The following is a 17,100-nucleotide window of genomic DNA, read 5'->3' on the forward strand; positions in this document are numbered from 1 at the left end:
ATCAGCGGCTTCCCTCGCCACCCAGCCGCATGGAGATGAGCCGCGCCTGCTGCTTCACGAGCTCGGCAAAGCCGGGAATCGTCTTGTCGTCGAAGCGTGCCTTGTCGCCGGTGACGCTGATGGCGGCGAAGATGCGTCCGCTTGCGTTCCAGATCGGCGCGGCAACGCAGCGCCGCCACTCCTCATATTCCATGTCGTCGATCGAGTAGCCGCGCTCCAGGGTCTTTCGCAGCTCTTGGCGCAGGGCCTCCGGGTCGGTGATGGAATGGGCGGTGAAAGCCGGCAGACCCTGGCTGATGACGCGCTCGACGACCGTGTCGCTTTGATGCGCCAGCACGGCCTTTCCCGTTGCGCTGCAATGGGCCGCAGCACTTTCAAGTGTAATGAGATTGTTCAACCCGCGGGAATCGTGCCGGCTTACCATGATGATGCCGTGCCCGTCGAAGACGCCCAGATGGACTGACAACCCGGTCTTGTTGGAGAGGGTGGTTATGCTTTCCGCCGCCTCGCGTTGAACGTCCATGTTGGCGAGCACGGTGTTTCCGAGCTCGAACAGCTTGAGGCCCAGACGGTACCGCTCCCTGTCCCGGTCCTGCTCCAGAAGGCCTAGAGTGCAGAGCGTTCTGACAAGCCTGTGCACGGTCGTGCGCGGCAGATCGATCCGCTTTGAGATCTGCAGGACGGACAGCGCCTTGTCGCTGCGCGAAAAGCACTCGAGCACCGCCATCATCTTGAAGTAGGACAGCATCTGCCCCGATGCTTCGCTGCGCCCCGTCTCGACCAAGGATTTTGGATCGCCCGTCAACTCTATCTCCCGATCGCTTCCATAATTCTCAAGACTGCCAGCATACCGGGATCGTCCTGCCCCTTGGAAGCATCCGCGAACATTCGGGCACGGCCGATCTTGTTGGGACGCCCCCGAAAGGCCTCGAGCGCATCGTGGGCGGCTGCTTGCGCCACCGCCCCCAATCCGGGCCCGTCACCGTGACCATCGACGGCCTGTGCAAGCGCATCGAGCGAATCAAGGACAGTCTTGTCACCCAGCGCGGCGCCACCGCGAGCCGCCATGGCATCGCGCGCGGACGAAAGGATCGCGCCGAGTTCGGACACAGGAAGCTCCGTTCGGCCCTTCGTGGCGCGTGCCGCCGTCATGAAAGCCGTCGCGATCAGCGTGCCGAGGCTGGAGCCCGTCGCGCCGGCCGTCGCCCGGGCATAGGCAGAAAACGTAGCGCCGAGCTCGGCGCCGTCTGCGGGCGCTTCCCTCTGGATGGCGCCAACGACGCGAGCCAGCATGGTGCCGGTGTCGCCGTCTCCCAGCCTGCTGTCGGCCCGGTTCAACTCAGCTTCGATGGCCGGCAGCGCGCGGGCGATATTGTCGACCGCCGCATGAACGGAATTGCTCGTCAGGACCATGGTTCAGACCTTCCAGAAGGGGCAATTGGCCGGCGCAGCAAGGAGGGGCTCCAACTCATCGTCGATCGCGATGAGGCTGATCGATGTCCCGGCCATTTCCATGGACGTCACGTAGTTGCCGACCATGGGCCGTCGGATCCGCATGCCTGCGGCCTCGATACGTTTGGCGACTTCGCCATAAAGGATGAAGAGTTCATCGAGCGGCGTGGCACCAAGCCCATTCACCAGTACGCCGACAGCCTGGCCTGGCACCTGGCCGAGTTCCGCGATCAACCGGTCCACCATCTCTTCGGCCAGCGCGTGTGCAGGCTTCAACTTGCCGCGCCAGATACCGGGCTCGCCGTGGATTCCCATTCCCATCTCGACCTCATCATCCTCGATGACGAAATTGGGCGCGGATGCCCCCGGCACATGGCATGAGCGCAGCGCCACCCCGATGGTGCGCGTATGGTCCACGGCCTTCTGCGCCAGGCGGGCAACCTCGTCGAGCTCGAGGCCGGCGGCTGCGGCGGCACCCGCAACCTTGTAGGCGTAGATCAGACCGGCAACGCCGCGGCGCTTGCCGGACTCTTCCAGCGGCGCACTGGCGATATCGTCGGTACCGAGTACCGTCCGGGTGCGGATCCCCTCGTCTTCCAGCATCTCGACGGCCATCGAAAAGTTCATCCGGTCGCCGCCGTAATTGCCGAACAGAACCAGCACACCTGCACCAGCGTCGGCCATTCGGATCGCATCGATGCAGGAGGCGAGATTCGGCCCCTCGAAGACGTTACCAACCGAGCACGTATCGAGAAGGCCCTCGCCAACATAGCCGGCGAAGAGCGGCAGATGTCCCGATCCGCCACCGGACGCGATACCCACTTTGGAAGGCGCCGGATCACCTGCGCGGCGGACGACCCGTCTACCTTCGCCTGCCAATACCATACCCGGATTGGCAGCCACCATTCCGGCAAGGGCGTCATCGACGTAGGTATCCGACGAATTGATAAGCTTCTTCATACCGAACTCCGATCGCATGGACGAACGCCATCCGTAGATGTTCGCTATTCGGACATCAAGTCTAACTTTTGCAATTGCCCTTGCTCTCGCAATGCCGAAATTCTGATTTGCTCCGGCAAAAAACGGCCTCGAAGGGATGGCATCCAAGTTGACGGCTTCAGCCGTCCGAAGTTCGGGACAGCCAGTCCCACGCGATTGCGGTCCTGGGTCGGTGACACGGCGGCGCTCTGCCGCCGGCCGCGACAGGGTAGAAAGGTTCGGGAGCAGGATGGACACGGTCCCCACACCGGAATCCGCAGGCTCAGGATGGGCAGAGGGCATGTCCCGCGCCCTTCCCGGAAAGCTGCTCGGATGCAGCGCCGGGCGCGGGTGGACATCCATACTCCTGCGCCGGTATCGCGAGCCGCTTACGGTCGAGGACCTCGAACTCGAGCCCTCCCGAAACGCCGTCATCGTGCTTGTGCGGCGCGGAACCTGCAAGATCGAAAGCCTTTCAGCGGGCCGTTGGAACCATGCCACCTTTCGGGCCGGCGATCTGGGAATGACCCCGCCCGGAGAGCATGACCGGCTCCGGTGGTATGGCGAGAAGCCGCACGAGACATTGCACCTTCATTTACCGCAGGAGATGCTGAACGGCGCGATTGCCTCAGCCGGCAACCGGCATGGGGAAAACTTGTCCTTTCCCAGTCGCCTGCGCATGAAGGACACCACCGTCGAAACCGCCATGATTGCCCTGGAAAGCGCCCTCGCCGACGGCGCTGACGAGCTCTACGCCGCCTCGGCGGGCCACTGGCTGGCATCCCATATCCTGTTCCGCCACGGCGCCACGCCGCTGTCGCCTGCACGGAGCGACGAGGGTGCGGCGACCCTGCGCCATGCGGACGCCTATATGCGCGCGCACCTTGCCGAACGGGTCACGCTCGATGACCTCGCGCGCGTTGCCGGCTGCGGCACCTTCCAGCTTATCCGGATCGCCAAGCGCAACTGGGGCGAAACGCCCTTGCAAAGGATGACGCGGCTGCGGATGGAACATGCCTGCATCCTGCTGGCCGGATCGCAAATGTCAGTCATTTCCATCGCCTTGGAATGCGGATACTCGAACCCCACCCATTTCGGTGTCGCCTTCCGCCGCAGGTACGGTGTGACGCCGCTAGGCTACCGGCACGAACGCACGGCCTGACCCGGCAATACCGCGATAGGCGTCCCGCAGGATCGCGAGAGACGCAGAGGCCTGCTTCGTTTCCAATGAACGCCCGCACCGACGCCCCCGTCGACAAGGACGTTCCCATGGATCCAGACAATCCCCGACCGTTCGACCCATCGTCCCCGCTTGTGCTCAATCGGCGCGACCTGATGGTCGGCACGGCAACCGCGGCTGTGGCCGGCACGCTCGCCACGCCGGGCGAGGCAGGCGCCGCGGCGAATGCCGCTGTGTCCGCCATGACGGATCTGTCGGTCACCATCAACGGCGTATCCCACAGAATTGCGCTCGACGTGCGCAGCTCGGCCCTGGACATGCTTCGCGAAGTCTTCGGGCTGACCGGTTCCAAAAAGGGCTGCGACCATGGCCAGTGCGGGGCCTGTACCGTTCATGTCGACGGGCGGCGTGTCGCGGCCTGCCTGACCCTGGCGGCGCAGCTCGAGGGCCGCGCGGTCACGACGATCGAGGGCATCGCCCCCGGCGACGGCCCACTCCACCCCATGCAGCAGGCCTTTATCGACAATGATGCCCTGCAGTGCGGCTATTGCACCCCCGGCCAGATCATGGCGGCCATTGCCTGCGTGAACGAAGGCAATGCCACCTCCTCCGAGAGGATCCGCGAATATATGAGCGGCAACATCTGCCGCTGCGGCGCCTATGCAGGTATCGTCGCAGCCATTCAGCAGGCCGCGCCGCAGATGCAGGAGGCCTGAGCGTTGCAACCTTTCGCCTATTCTCGTGCCGCCTCGAGCGCGGATGCGATCCGACGCCTGGCCGCCTCCGACGGCAGGGCGAAGCTCTTGTCCGGCGGGACGACGCTCTACGACCTGATGAAACTCGGGGCCGAACGACCCGATGCGATCATCGACATCAATGGCCTGTCGAATCTGGCTTTCATCGAAGCCCAAGACCCCGGCGGACTGCGTCTCGGTGCCCTTGCCAGGATGAGCGACGTCGCGGCCGACGCGGCCGTCCAGGCCAACTATCCCGCCATTGCGGAATCTCTTTCGCTTGCCGCATCGCAGCAATTGCGCAACATGGCGAGCCTTGGCGGAAACCTTTTGCAGCGAACGCGCTGCGCCTACTTCCGGGCCGGCGCTCCCTATGCCTGTAATAAACGCGTGTCGGGCAGCGGTTGCTCGGCAATCGACGGCATCGACAGGGGCCATGCCCTGCTCGGCGGCAGCCAGGACTGCCGGGCGGTCTATCCGGGAGACTTCGCCGTGGCGCTTGTGGCGTTCGACGCATCCGTCGAACTTGCCGGCCCAGGCGGGACAAGGCTTCTGCCCGTGGAAAGCCTTTACCGCGAGCCAGGCGATGCCCCGGACCGCGACACGATCATTGCCGCCGACGAACTCATCCTGGCAATTCACGTGCCCCCGGCCGCCTGGGCGGGACGCTCGACCTACCTGAAGATCCGGGATCGGAAGTCGTACGCCTTCGCCCTGGTTTCGGCCGCGGTCGCGCTGGATATCGCAGCCGACGGTACGGTGCGCGAGGCACGCATCGCGCTCGGTGGAGTCGCGACACGCCCGTGGCGCGCCCGATCGGCCGAAACGTTGCTTGCCGGGCGTCCGCTCGATCGCGCGGCAGCCTTGGCCGCCGGGGAGATGGCCTTTGCCGATGCGCGGCCCGGCCGACACAACGCCTTCAAGATCGAGCTCGGCCGGCAGACAGTCGCCGACGCGCTCATGACTGCGGCCGAAAGGAACGGATGATGACGGGACCCGGCTTCGCCCCGATCGCGCGTGTCGATGCGCAAGACAAGGTCCGCGGTCGCGCCATCTACGGCACCGACCGCGCGCTGCCGCGCATGGTTCATGCGGTACTGGCCACGGCGAAGATCGCGCGGGGGTCGATCCGGTCGATCGCAACCGATATGGCCCTTGCCGTTCCCGGCGTGCGCCTGATCCTGACCCATGAGGATATCGAAATCGTTGAACCTGCGCAGTTCATCCTGGCGGGACAGGGCTACGGGTTTCAAAGCATCCAGCCCTTGGCGACCCGAAAGATCGGGTACAAGGGCCAACCGGTCGCCGTGGTCGTGGCCGATACGCTCGAAGCGGCCATGCAAGCGGCCGACGCGCTGGATGTCATCTACGATACCGAAGCGTTCCAGGCGCTCATCGACGCAGCGTCGGACGAGGATATCGTCGCCCAACAAGGGTCGCCGCTGCCGCAGGAAGCGTTCGGCGACAAGATCGTCGGAGATGCGGATGCCGCGATCCATAGCGCGGCCGTGCAGGTCGACGCTTCCTATGTTTTCCACGCCCAGCATCAGAACCCGATCGAATTGATCTCGACCGTGGCGCATTGGCAGGGCGAGCGGCTGGTCGTCCACGAGGGGACGCAGAATGCCGGGGCCATCCAGCACGGGCTGGCCCGCCAGTTCGGCATCGACTCGGCCCTGGTGGAGATCATCTCTCCCCATGCCGGTGGCGGATTCGGGCAGAAGAACTCCATGCAGTCGCAGACTTTCCTTGCGGCGGTTGCGGCACGCCGTCTCGGCCGGCCGGTGAAGTTGGTCATGACCCGGGAGCAGATCTTCCATACGGCAAGCTTTCGGCCGGCAGCAAGGCATCGCGTGCGGCTCGGAGCAACCAGGGACGGCCATATCGTCGGAGCCGTCCACGAGGTGGACCAGCAGACATCGCGCCATGACCTGTTCGCCAGTTCGACGGCGAGTATCACCGCGAGGCTGCATGGCATCGCGAACTTCCGGGGCAGCGAACGACTCGTCCGGACCGATGTCCAGACTCCCGGTTACATGCGTGCGCCCTTCGAGCATTCCGGCACCTTTGCCTTCGAAACCGCGATCGACGAACTGGCCTACGCGCTGTCGAGCGACCCGGTCGCGCTGCGGCTGGCCAATGATGCGACGGCCGATCCGCTCACCGGACGTCCCTTCACCTCGCGGTTCCTGGCGCAATGCCTGACCATCGGCGCCGAACGCTTCGGCTGGTCGCGGCGACAGATGGCGGCCGGCTCCATGTCAGGGGAAAATGGCGAGCTGATCGGTTGGGGCGTTGCCTGCGGCGCCTACAAGGCGGCTGTCGCCCCGGCGATCGCCACGATCGAGGTGCATGCGGACGGTGCCGTCGTCGTCAGCGTATCCGGCCACGAGATGGGCCAGGGTTTGCGCACGGTGGTCGCCAACGTCGTGTCGCGGCGGCTGGGTATAGAGCCGGGCCGCGTGGACCTCGTGCTGGGCGAGACGCGTGGCGCGGCTCCGCACCTGACTGCGGGGTCGTGGGGCACGGCAACGGCGATCCCCGCAGTGGAAGCGGCCATGGATGCTCTGGACGAGGAGGTCCGCCGCATCGGCGCCGGGGCCGATGGGTCCGGCATCGACGCGGTGCTGCGCCGCGCCGGCATGACCCGGATTTCGTCGGAAGCGCGCAGCAAGGCCCCGGGTCAGCCCGACGCCGTCTATGAGCGGCTGGTGACGGGGCTTCCGGCCGCGTCCGGGCCCGTCTTCCCGGATTTCGTGGCCATGAGCTATATCGCCCATTTCATCGAGGTGCGGGTCGAACGGAGCACGCGCAGGATCAGCATTCCCAGGGTCGTCAGCGTTGCCGATTGCGGCCGTGTCGTCAGCCCGGTCACCGCCGCCAGCCAGGTTCGCGGCGGCGTCGTGGGCGGTATCGGCGGCACGCTGATGGAGATCAGCGAAGTCGATCCGCGCCATGGCGGCTTCCTGAACGCCGATCTTGCCGAGTACGTCGTGCCGGTGAACGCCGATATCGGCGACATCGAGGTCCATTTCGTGGACGAGCCCGACCCCACCCTCAACACGCTCGGAGCCAAGGGCCTTGGAGAAGTGGCCATGACCGGCGTCGGCGCGGCGATCGCAAACGCAATCCATCATGCCACGGGGCGGCGGCATCGCAGCCTGCCGATCCGCATCGAGGACATGCTCTGAGCTGCCGGGACGATCAGCTCAACCGCTCGTAATCGACTTCGAAGACGCCCATCTGCACAGCGCCTTTTTCCGCTTCCCAGACATCGAGAACATCATTCAAATATTGGCCGGAGGGTTCATCTTCAGGCCAGGATGCTTCAGCTTCCCAAACCAGATGACCATCCTGTTTGATGCGAACGATATAGCCTGCCAGTGCCATCACGACCTCCTTCGATAGGTCGCTAACGACTTTGGAAATCGGCTGGTTCGATGCCGGATTGTCGCACGGCTGCAGACCCGGAGCGATGACCGCATCGAAAAACAATGCACGACGGAGCTTACGCCGCCGATCTACATTCCATAGCAAGCGTCTTGTGAAACAGAAGGCAAAAGGATCGCGTGATGCATTCCATCTCCCATGCCGCAGCTATCGGCTCTGCAATCATGATGGCTATCGCGGCCGTGCCCGCACACGCGCAATCCTCCTCGACGTGCGATCAGTATGGGGGGTACGAAGCGGAAAACTGCCTGAATGATGCCCTTGCGACCGCCAATGATGCGTTGAACGCAGCCTACCAGCAGGCCGAGGCTTTTATTGCCGGTGATCCGGATACGGCTGCTGCGGACAAGGCCACCTGGAAGAACGACCTGATCGCCGCCGAACGCGCCTGGGTTGCCTACCGCGATGCGAACTGCAAGTTCGAGCTTATCGGCGCCGAGTGGCACAATGGCAGTGGCACCACTGCGGCACAGCAGGATTGCGTGCTGACGATGACGACGCAGCGCACGAGCGAGTTGACCGAGAGATACAGCGCGAAGTGATTGGTGTCATGCCAGCAGGCTTTCATCGGACAGGTCCAGCTCGTGTGCATGGTGCCAGTCATGATCGAACACGGTTATCAGCCGGTCCAGGACGTGCTTGCCGTCCGTCTCGATCGCAAGCTCTCTGCGGCTGTCGAAGCTGCCCGGCGCAAGGTTGATCGAACCGACGATAGCCCGCGAGCCATCTGCGACCAGCACCTTCCCATGCAGTTTCAGATGACGCAGTTGCCGGACCTTTGCGCCGACATCCTGCAGTATGCGCAAGCCGCCCACGGCCTCGACGAGTTGCTGAGCCTTCAGCTTGTGCGGCGGCTTCGCCATGATATGAACCTGCACGCCCCGCTGGACGGCCCGCACGATCCGCTCGATGATGACCATGTCCTGATAGCGCTCGTTCTGCACCCAAAGAGAGTGTTTGGCGCCGTCGATGAAGGCGGCCAATCGCGCACGCCCGTTGTTCGGGCACCAGATCAGGCTTGAATTGTGTGCCGGCTCGAAGGGTTCACGCGCCCAGTCGCACTCGAAGCACTGGACCATTTCGGACACTTCCGAATGATCCCTGGTCGAGACCACATAGTCGCGCGTTTCGGTCAGGTTTCGATCGTCCCAGTTCAGCGATTTCACGAACCCGATCTCGCTGTCGATCACCATCGATTTCTGGTGCGTCAGGGCAAAGTCCGGGCTGCTGTCGCGAACCTGCACGCCGGCATCCTCCAGCGCACGGCGTGCCTCCTCGTTCTCACAGACACCGTTTCGCCTGGCGGGGTTCAGCATCACGCGGACCGTCACGCCGCGCCGTTGTGCAGAGGTGACCGCATGCAGCAGCGGCCGGCTCGTGAACACGAACATGCGGATATCGATGCTCTTCGACGCTTCCGCGATCGGCTTGATGATAGCGTCGGCGGTGTCGTCCGGTAGAACGATGAGTTTGCGGGACACTGTGCCTATCCACCCTCAATTGGTTCGCGAAATGCTTCGCTCGTTGGTCGGGTCGTTCTGAACGCGATGCAGCTCGGCATAGAGGCCGCCAAGTGCCAGAAGCTCGGCGCCCGACCCTTGTTCCGCAACGACACCCTCTTTCAAGACCACGATCTTGTCTGCATTGCTGACCGTGCTCAACCGATGCGCGATCATAATCACGGTGCGGCCCTCCATCAAACGGGCCAGGCCCTCCATCACGAGATGCTCGGACTCCGTATCGAGCGCCGCTGTCGGCTCGTCGAGGATCATGATGGGGCTGTTGCGGATTACCGCCCGCGCAATGCCGATACGTTGACGCTGGCCACCGGACAACGTGTCGCCGCGTTCGCCGACGAGGGAGTCGTACCCCTGGGGCATGCGCTCGATGAACTCGTGGGCGTTCGCGATCCGGGCCGCCTCGATGACCTCCTCGGGGCTGGCATCCGGCCGGCCATAGGCGATGTTGTCGCGAATGGTGCCCCGGAACAGAACGGTCTCCTGCAGCACGAACCCGATCTGCGACCGCAAACTGGTGAGCTTCAGGTCGGCAACGTCGCTGCCGTCGATCATGATCGTCCCGCTGTGAGCGTCATAGAAGCGTGGGATCAGGCTCAACACGGTCGATTTCCCGGAGCCGGTAGGCCCGACGATCCCGACGACCTGCCCCGGCTCCACCGAGAACGAGACCCCGCGCAGCACAAGGTCTTCTTTCGTATACCCAAACGTCACGTCGCGAAGCTCGATGGCGCCGCTCAGGCTTCCGGGCTCGCGCGCGTCGGCGCGCTCTTCGATCACGTCGTCGGCCGCCAGGATCGCCTGTATCCGCTCGATCGCGACCGTCGTCTGCGCGACCGTCGCCGTCATGCTGGCCAGATCCTGGACCGGCTTGAAGAACTTCGCGAGATAGGCAAGGTACACCGTCAGCGCGCCCGCCGTCATCACGCCGGCCACGATCAGGGCCGTCCCCCGCCAAAGAACGATCGCGGTGCAGAACGCCACGACGATCGCAACCAGCGGCGACATCAGGGACTTCACCTTGCGCGCCCGCAACGCCGCCTCGACCGTGGCATGGCTGGCGGCCTCCAGATGGGCAAGCTCCATATCCTGCCTGCCGAATGCGGTGACGGCCCGCACGGAGCCGAGCCCCTCCTGCACAACGGACAGAACTTCCGCCTGCCGCACCCGCACGATGCGCGTGATGCTTTTCACGGCCTTCCGGAATCGCGACAGGAAAATAAGGAGAAATGGTGTGACGCCGACCGCAATCAGCGTAAAATCCCAGTCGAGCCAGAACATGATCCCGATCATGAAGACGATCGTGACGATATCGACCAGGATATCCAGTACCGACGATGACGCAAAGTCCTGAACCGTATCGACATCGGTCGTTATGGTGGAAATCAGGGCGCCGGTCTTGGCGGTATCGTAATATCGCAACGACAGCCTGTTGAGGTGCTCGTAGATGCGGATGCGAAGATCGTTTGCGACCCACTGCCCGATGCTGGTTGTGTAATAGCTGTCGATATAGGTGGCCACGCCCCCAAGAAGAGCGATGACAAGCGTCGCCAAGCCGGCAAACAGGGCAACCCCCATCGCATCTCGCGGAATGCCCAGATCATGAGCCCAGCTCAGCCACGCCGGCAGCGCGTGATGGCCGAGTGCATCGTCGATCACGATCTTCAGCGGCCACGGAGCGGCGAGGCTCATGGCGATTTCGACCAGCATGGCCAGCAGAACGATCAGCAGGCGCCAGCGATAGGGAAAGAGCATCTCCCGCAAAAGACGGGTCATGAACCATTATCTCCCTGGGCGGGCTCGGTTGGTGAAGGTCAGGAATGCGGGGATGCGATACGTCGCACGACTTTAAGCAAGCCGCAGCGAATTGGTAAAGAAGGAGATCGAACCCGACCAGCCATCGCGCCGCAGACAACCTTGACGGGTGTGTCACTAAGTGACATATCAGTAGTCACTTGGTGACAGAGTATGACGATGACTGAGCGAAGCAAACTGGACGAAGCGCGGCTGGCGGTCTCCCGCCATGCGGCGGAGCTGTTCTGGAAAAAGGGTTTCGAGGCAACCAGCGGCGACGACATCGCAGCGGCCGCCGGGATCTCCAAACGCACTGTCTGGCGTTACTTCAGGTCCAAGGAAGCGTGCGTCGAGCCCCTGTTTCTGCTGACGAGCTATCGGTTCGTCGATCAACTGCGCCGCTGGCCGAAAAGCATCTCGCTGGAAACGTATCTGCGTGAGGTGATCGGCACGATGTACCGGACGGATGAAGAGATCCGCGACGCAGTTGCCGCAGCGCGCCTCGTGTCGCGGTTCGACCGGGAGCCGCCGCTTCGCTCGGCCTATCTGATGGCAAGTGCGCAAGCCGAGACCGGGATGGTCGAAGTCGTCGCCGATCGGCTGGACCGGTCGATCAGAAATCTCGAGGTCAGGCTGTCTGCCGCAGCGGCGATGGCCGCGCTGCGCATCGTGGACGAGACGATCGCATCAGCCGCCATCAATGACGGTCAGCTCTACGAGCCGGACGAAATTGCGGAACAACTGGCCACGTCCATTCGCGCGGTGAGCGCTCCGGGGTTTTGCGACCCTGTATCGGACGGTGCTTTGCAGATGAGGCAAGACCCATGAACTATCCCGCGACGAAACAGGTGGATGTGTCGGACGTGCGTTTCGGCACCACCATTGCCGACCCCTATCGCTGGCTCGAAAACGACATCCGGCGCGACACCGACGTGGCCCTTTGGGTCGATGCGCAAAACGCCCTGTCCGCTTCCTATCTGGCAAGCCTGCCGGGGCGCGCGATCTTTCACGCGCGGCTGACCGCGCTCTACGATCACGAACGGCTCTCGACGCCGGAGAAGCGCGGCTCACGCTACTTCTTCACGCGAAACGCGGGGCTGGAGGCCCAATCCATTCTCTACCTCCGCGAGGCCGGTGACGGCATCGACCGCGTCGTGATCGACCCGAACGCATGGTCCGAAGGCGGCACGAGCGCACTTGCCGAATGGGCGCCATCGCAGGATGGAACGCACCTTGCCTATGCCGTCCAGGAAGATGGCGCGGACTGGCGCACGATCCGCGTTCTGGATGTCGACAGCGGTGCCATCATGGAAGACGAGATCCGTTGGGCCCGCTTCACCAGCATGGCCTGGGCGAAGGACGGCTTCTTCTATGCGCGCAACCCTGCCCCAACGGCGGACACCGGCTTCGAGGCGGTGGTGCGCGACCACGCAGTCTACTTTCACCGGCTCGGCACCCCGCAGGCGCAGGATCGCCTTGTCCACGCGCCGCAGCACGAGCTGCCGCTCATCCATACGATAGAGACGACGCCGGACGGCCGATACCTTCTGATCTACACCACGGCTCTCCAGGGCGGCGCGGCCCTCTCGGTGGTGGACCTTTCGTCTTCCGAATGGATGGTGCGTTCCCTGGTCGACGGCTTCGACACACTCTGGACGCTGGCCGGCAACCAGTCGACGACGCTCTACCTCGTCACCGAGGACGGCGCCGAGCGCGGCAGGCTCGTGACGGTGGATTTGAACGACCCCGATCCCGTGTTCGTCGAACTGATCCCTGAGCACAAGGATCGCGTCCTGCGCCATGCGTCGCTGGTGGGCGATCGCCTGCTCGTCGCCTACTCCGTCGACGCCAAGACCGAAGTCGAGCGCTTTCGGCTCGACGGCACGCCCGACAAGGCGGTGGACCTGCCGGGCATCGGCAGCGCGGGCGCCTTCCACGGCCGGCCCGGCGACGACGAGGCCTTCTTCCTGTTCACCAGCCACGACGCCCCGACGAGCATCTATCGTTACGACGTCGCCACCAACACGCGCACCGTCTGGGCGAAGCCCGACGCGAAGGTCGATCTGGACCGCATCCATGTCGAACAGCATTTCTACACCTCCAGGGACGGCACGCGCGTGCCGATCTTCGTGGTGCGCCGTACCGATGTGACGGGTGCCGCGCCGACCATGCTGACGGCCTATGGCGGTTTCGGCATTCCGATGGTGCCCTTCTATTCGCCCGACGCCATGGCTTGGGTGGAACAGGGCGGCGTCTACGCCGTGGCCAACATCCGCGGCGGCGGCGAGTACGGCCAGGTCTGGCACGAGGGCGGGCGGCTCGGACGCAAGCAGAACAGCTACGACGACTTCATCGCCGCGGCCGAATTCCTGAAAAGCGAAGGCATCGCCAGGCCGGGCGGGCTGGCCATCCACGGTGAGTCCAATGGCGGCCTTCTGGTGGGTGCGGTGGTCAACCAGCGGCCCGACCTTTTCGCCGCGGCGCTTCCCGGCGTCGGGGTGATGGACATGCTGCGCTTCGAGCAGTTCACCGGCGGCCTGCTCTGGTCTCAGGAGTTCGGCAGCCCCTCGGTGGAGGCGCAGTTCCGCAACATCCTGTCATACTCGCCATTGCACACCGTGCGGGACGGCGCCTTCTATCCGGCGATCCTTACGACAACGGCCGACACGGATGACCGCGTCGTGCCGGCCCATTCCTTCAAGTATGTCGCGACACTTCAGGCCGCCGACATCGGAGACCGGCCCCACCTTCTGCGCGTCGAGACGCGGGCCGGCCATGGGGCCGGCAAGCCCATCGACAAGGTGATCGAGGAAGTGGCCGATCGATGGGCATTTGCAGCGCACTGGACGGGACTGGAGGTCGCCGGCAGTGACGACCGGCAGCGCTGACCAACTGGAAGTCTGTCCGTTCCGGTTGTAGAGCACACCATGGATTTTGCAGCCCAGCCTATCGGATCAGCCTCGATGCGCGGAACGCTCGAACAGCTCTACACCTATCCTGTCAAAGGGCTTTCGGCCCAAAGTGTCGACAAGGCGGTCCTTCGTGCCGGCGAAGGGTTTCCGGATGATCGCCTGTTCGGCTTCGCGCGGCACGACAGCGGCTTCGACCCGCACGATCCTCAGCCGCTGCCGAAGGATCGCTTCGTTGTGCTGGTGAAGGAGGAACGGCTTGCCGGCCTTGCAACACGGTTCGACCCTGTGAGCCGCCATCTGGTGATCTCGGTTCAGGGTCACGTGGTCTTCGACCGGAAGCTGACGAATGAGAATACGGTCCGCGAGGCCGAGGATTTCATCGCGCGGATGTTCGACCTGGAAGATGGCATGCGGCCCATCTTCGCCTATTCGGGCGTCCACAGGTTTACCGATGTGTCCGTCGTCTCGAAAGAACTGATGAACGCCGTTTCGCTGATCAATCTCGATACCGTGCGCGATCTGGAACAGCGCATCCGCGCACCAGTCGATCCCCTCCGGTTTCGTGCAAATATCTACTTCAGCGGATGGGAAGCCGGCAGCGAACTGGACCTCATGGGCAGAACCTTCCGCATCGGCGCGGCAAGGATGCGGATTATCAAGCGCACACGGCGCTGTGCGGCAACGGAAGTCAATCCTGTAACGGCGCGGCGCGACCTCAAGACGCCGCGACTGATCTTGCAGCACTATGGCCATGCCGATATGGGCGTCTACGCGGAAGTGATCGAAGGCGGAGAGATCCGCTCAGGTGACACGGTCGTCATCGAGGAGGAGTAGGCATCATGGATGATCTTTTCCCGGTGATCGTGAAGCGTCGCGACAATCTGACGGACGAGATTACGCGTTTCGAGTTCGTCGCCGAGCCGGGAGCGCAATTGCCGCCCTTTACGGCCGGGGCGCATATCAGGGTGGCGACGCCAAGCGGGCATCTTCGCACCTATTCGCTCAACAATGACGAAGCCGAGCGGGATCGCTACGTCATTGCGGTTAAGCGCGAAGATACGGGCCGTGGCGGTTCGCTGAGCATGCATGACGGTCTTCGACCCGGAGCGCGTGCAGATATATCTGCGCCCATCAATCTCCTTCCGGTGGTGCCGGCGCCCGGCTATCTGCTGATTGCCGGTGGAATCGGGATCACACCCATCCTGTCGATCGCACGCAAAATGCGGCGCGAGAGGCACGAGAACTGGCGTTTGCTGTATCTGGCCAAAGGCCCGAAGGAAGCTGCTTACCTGACCGAGCTTCTGTCCGAGGACTTCCGCAACCATGTGACTGTGCATTTTTCCGACAGGGATGGCCGTATCGACGTGTGGCCACACCTCGAAAGGCAGGACAAGGCGCATCTCTACTACTGCGGCCCGAAAGGGCTGATGGACCATATCTATGCCCTGACGGTTCACTGGCCACGCAGCAGGGTGCATTCCGAAGAGTTCACCAACGTCGTCAGCACGCTCGGCAATCAGCCCTTCCAGGTGCGACGTGCGTCCAACGGCGAAATCGTGGACATTCCGGCCGACAAGAGCATCGTCGAGGTATTCCGTCAGAAAGGCTACAAGCCGAAATCGAGTTGCGAAACGGGGACGTGCCGGACCTGTATCGTGCCGATGCTGGGTGGCGAGCCGGACCACCGCGATCTGTGCCTCAACGAGGATGAACGAAACCGATACTTTGCGCCCTGCGTGTCGCGTGCCGCAGGCGACATGATCACCCTGGATCTATAGCAGCGATCGCTAGCCGCTCCGTCGTCACCCCGGCGACAGGCCCTTGCGGCCCGTCATCGCCATGGCGGCCTCCAGCTCATTTGCCAGGACATCGAAAAGCGCCCGGGGGCCTTCCGGCCCGTAAGCGGCGACGGCATACAGGAACGGCCGCCCGACGAAGACGAAGTCCGCGCCGGCGTCCAGAGCCTTGAGTATGTCCTCGCCGGAGCGGACGCCCCCGTCCAGCGCGATCGGAAATCCCTCCGGCACCGCTGCGCGGATCGCAGGCAACACGTCGAGTGGCGCCGGCGCTCCATCCAGTTGTCGGCCGCCATGGCTGGAAACCTGGATCGCGTCGGCGCCGGCCGCGGCGGCCAGGGCTGCATCCTCTGCATCCAGAACGCCTTTCAGAACGAGCCTGCCCTTCCACCGGCGGCGGATCTGCCCGAACACGTCCCAGTCGAGACGGCCGGAGCTTTGCGCCGCCATCACCTGAGCCAAGGTGCGCGCGCCGGCACCGGGCTTGGCATAGGGGGCCAGATTGGCAAGGCGGGGCGCCCCATGGCGAAGGGTTGCGATGGCCCAGGCGGGATGTCGCGCAAGGTCCAGCAGCGTGCCCGCACCGAACCGGAGCGGCAGGCCGAAGCCATTGCGCAGATCGCGCAGACGCTTGCCAGGCCGCGGTACATCGGCCGTGACCAGCAGCGTATCGAACCCGGCCGCCTCGGCCCGTGCGATCAGGTCTTCCGTGATGTCCGGCGAGGCGCCGACATAAAGCTGGAACATCGAGCGTGTGGGTGCCGCCGCGCGCAAAGCCTCCAGTGTCTGCGTCGCCGGCGTCGGGCAGACATAGGGCGCGCCGAAGGCTTCGGCCGCCCGGGCGAATGCAAGATCGGCACCCGGCCATGCCAACCCCGGCAGGCCGAGCGGCGCGATGCCGAACGGCACCGACCAGCTCCGGCCGAGAAAGCGGCACGACAGGTCGGCCCGGATTTCCGAATTGACCAGGATACGCGGCCTCAGGCACGTCCGCACGAAGGCCGCGCGGCTGCGGCATGCGGCGTTTTCCTCGCCCGCTGCGCCGTCGACATAATCGAACGCGAAGCGCGGGATGCGCGAGCGGGCGCGCTTGCGCATGTCGTGCGACGAGATCGGCGAGATCGTCTTGCGGCGGTCGGTCATCCTCGGGTCACTGCAATGGTCCGGACTGGCAGGGAAAAGGCGGCGAGCCGAACCCTGCCTGCCCAAAGCCGGCATGGAAATTCGAAATTACCTTCGAACGGCGAAGCGGCGCTCGACGCAGCCGCGGCCTCTCACCTTTTGACA

General features: G+C 64.1%; 16 protein-coding genes. 9 read left to right on the forward strand and 7 right to left on the reverse strand.

Translation table 11 applies throughout. The features are described 5' to 3' along the window. Nucleotide 1: 1 nt before the first annotated feature. The 3 genes from AUL31_RS18285 to AUL31_RS18295 are packed head-to-tail and all read right to left on the reverse strand — an operon-like array spanning nt 2 to nt 2,412. Entirely contained in the window at nt 2-805 is an 804-nt protein-coding gene (locus AUL31_RS18285) for an IclR family transcriptional regulator (protein WP_060609960.1), read from the reverse strand. A 2-nt stretch (nt 806-807) separates the two neighbouring features. Further along, a complete protein-coding gene (locus AUL31_RS18290; protein ID WP_060609963.1) occupies nt 808-1,413 on the reverse strand; it encodes a dihydroxyacetone kinase subunit L in 606 nt (201 codons plus the stop codon). Nucleotides 1,414-1,416: 3 nt separating this feature from the next. Beyond that, a complete protein-coding gene (locus AUL31_RS18295) occupies nt 1,417-2,412 on the reverse strand; it encodes a dihydroxyacetone kinase subunit DhaK (protein WP_060610208.1) in 996 nt (331 codons plus the stop codon). Between the two features lie 319 nt (nt 2,413-2,731). Here AUL31_RS18295 and AUL31_RS18300 point away from each other — a divergent pair, with 319 nt between their 5' ends. From AUL31_RS18300 to AUL31_RS18315, 4 genes are all read left to right on the forward strand, one after another. Next, complete coding sequence (locus AUL31_RS18300; RefSeq protein WP_060609967.1) at nt 2,732-3,592, forward strand: helix-turn-helix domain-containing protein; 861 nt, start codon at nt 2,732-2,734, stop codon at nt 3,590-3,592. Nucleotides 3,593-3,699: 107 nt separating this feature from the next. Beyond that, nucleotides 3,700-4,326 (forward strand): (2Fe-2S)-binding protein, encoded by a 627-nt coding sequence (locus AUL31_RS18305; protein ID WP_060610211.1) that lies wholly within the window; start codon nt 3,700-3,702, stop codon nt 4,324-4,326. A 3-nt stretch (nt 4,327-4,329) separates the two neighbouring features. Beyond that, nucleotides 4,330-5,331 carry an FAD binding domain-containing protein gene (locus AUL31_RS18310; RefSeq protein WP_060609971.1) on the forward strand — a complete coding sequence of 334 codons (1,002 nt, stop codon included), beginning with the start codon at nt 4,330-4,332 and terminating at the stop codon, nt 5,329-5,331. Next, a complete protein-coding gene (locus AUL31_RS18315) occupies nt 5,331-7,535 on the forward strand; it encodes a xanthine dehydrogenase family protein molybdopterin-binding subunit (protein WP_060610215.1) in 2,205 nt (734 codons plus the stop codon). The genes AUL31_RS18310 and AUL31_RS18315 overlap by 1 nt, the downstream gene beginning before the upstream one ends. Nucleotides 7,536-7,548: 13 nt before the next feature. On the opposite strand, the gene AUL31_RS20425 is transcribed toward AUL31_RS18315, so the two are convergent. Further along, nucleotides 7,549-7,734, reverse strand: coding sequence for a hypothetical protein (locus tag AUL31_RS20425; RefSeq protein ID WP_143190299.1), 186 nt, complete (start codon nt 7,732-7,734; stop codon nt 7,549-7,551). Between the two features lie 182 nt (nt 7,735-7,916). Between AUL31_RS20425 and AUL31_RS18325 the strand changes: the two genes are divergently transcribed. Next, complete coding sequence (locus tag AUL31_RS18325; protein ID WP_060609978.1) at nt 7,917-8,336, forward strand: lysozyme inhibitor LprI family protein; 420 nt, start codon at nt 7,917-7,919, stop codon at nt 8,334-8,336. A gap of 6 nt (nt 8,337-8,342) precedes the next feature. Here the strand turns inward: AUL31_RS18325 and AUL31_RS18330 are convergent, their stop codons facing one another. Together AUL31_RS18330 and AUL31_RS18335 are read right to left on the reverse strand one after the other, a co-directional pair. Further along, entirely contained in the window at nt 8,343-9,275 is a 933-nt protein-coding gene (locus tag AUL31_RS18330) for a phospholipase D-like domain-containing protein (protein ID WP_060609981.1), read from the reverse strand. 15 nt (nt 9,276-9,290) lie between these two features. After that, a complete protein-coding gene (locus tag AUL31_RS18335) occupies nt 9,291-11,087 on the reverse strand; it encodes an ABC transporter ATP-binding protein (RefSeq protein ID WP_060609984.1) in 1,797 nt (598 codons plus the stop codon). Nucleotides 11,088-11,285: 198 nt separating this feature from the next. Here AUL31_RS18335 and AUL31_RS18340 point away from each other — a divergent pair, with 198 nt between their 5' ends. The 4 genes from AUL31_RS18340 to AUL31_RS18355 all read left to right on the forward strand — a co-directional run bounded on the left by AUL31_RS18340 (nt 11,286) and on the right by AUL31_RS18355 (nt 15,795). Further along, a complete protein-coding gene (locus AUL31_RS18340; RefSeq protein ID WP_159439815.1) occupies nt 11,286-11,933 on the forward strand; it encodes a TetR/AcrR family transcriptional regulator in 648 nt (215 codons plus the stop codon). Next, entirely contained in the window at nt 11,930-13,993 is a 2,064-nt protein-coding gene (locus AUL31_RS18345) for a prolyl oligopeptidase family serine peptidase (RefSeq protein WP_073469476.1), read from the forward strand. Before AUL31_RS18340 ends, AUL31_RS18345 begins: the two co-directional genes overlap by 4 nt. Nucleotides 13,994-14,068: 75 nt before the next feature. Beyond that, on the forward strand, nt 14,069-14,851 hold the full coding sequence (locus AUL31_RS18350) for an MOSC domain-containing protein (RefSeq protein ID WP_060610218.1): 783 nt from the start codon (nt 14,069-14,071) through the stop codon (nt 14,849-14,851). A gap of 5 nt (nt 14,852-14,856) precedes the next feature. Then, a complete protein-coding gene (locus tag AUL31_RS18355; protein ID WP_060609993.1) occupies nt 14,857-15,795 on the forward strand; it encodes a PDR/VanB family oxidoreductase in 939 nt (312 codons plus the stop codon). A gap of 24 nt (nt 15,796-15,819) precedes the next feature. Here the strand turns inward: AUL31_RS18355 and AUL31_RS18360 are convergent, their stop codons facing one another. Continuing rightward, entirely contained in the window at nt 15,820-16,956 is a 1,137-nt protein-coding gene (locus AUL31_RS18360; RefSeq protein WP_060609996.1) for an alpha-hydroxy acid oxidase, read from the reverse strand. Nucleotides 16,957-17,100 lie beyond the last annotated feature (144 nt).

This window comes from Aureimonas altamirensis (genome assembly GCF_001463885.1).
GTDB lineage: Bacteria > Pseudomonadota > Alphaproteobacteria > Rhizobiales > Rhizobiaceae > Aureimonas > Aureimonas altamirensis.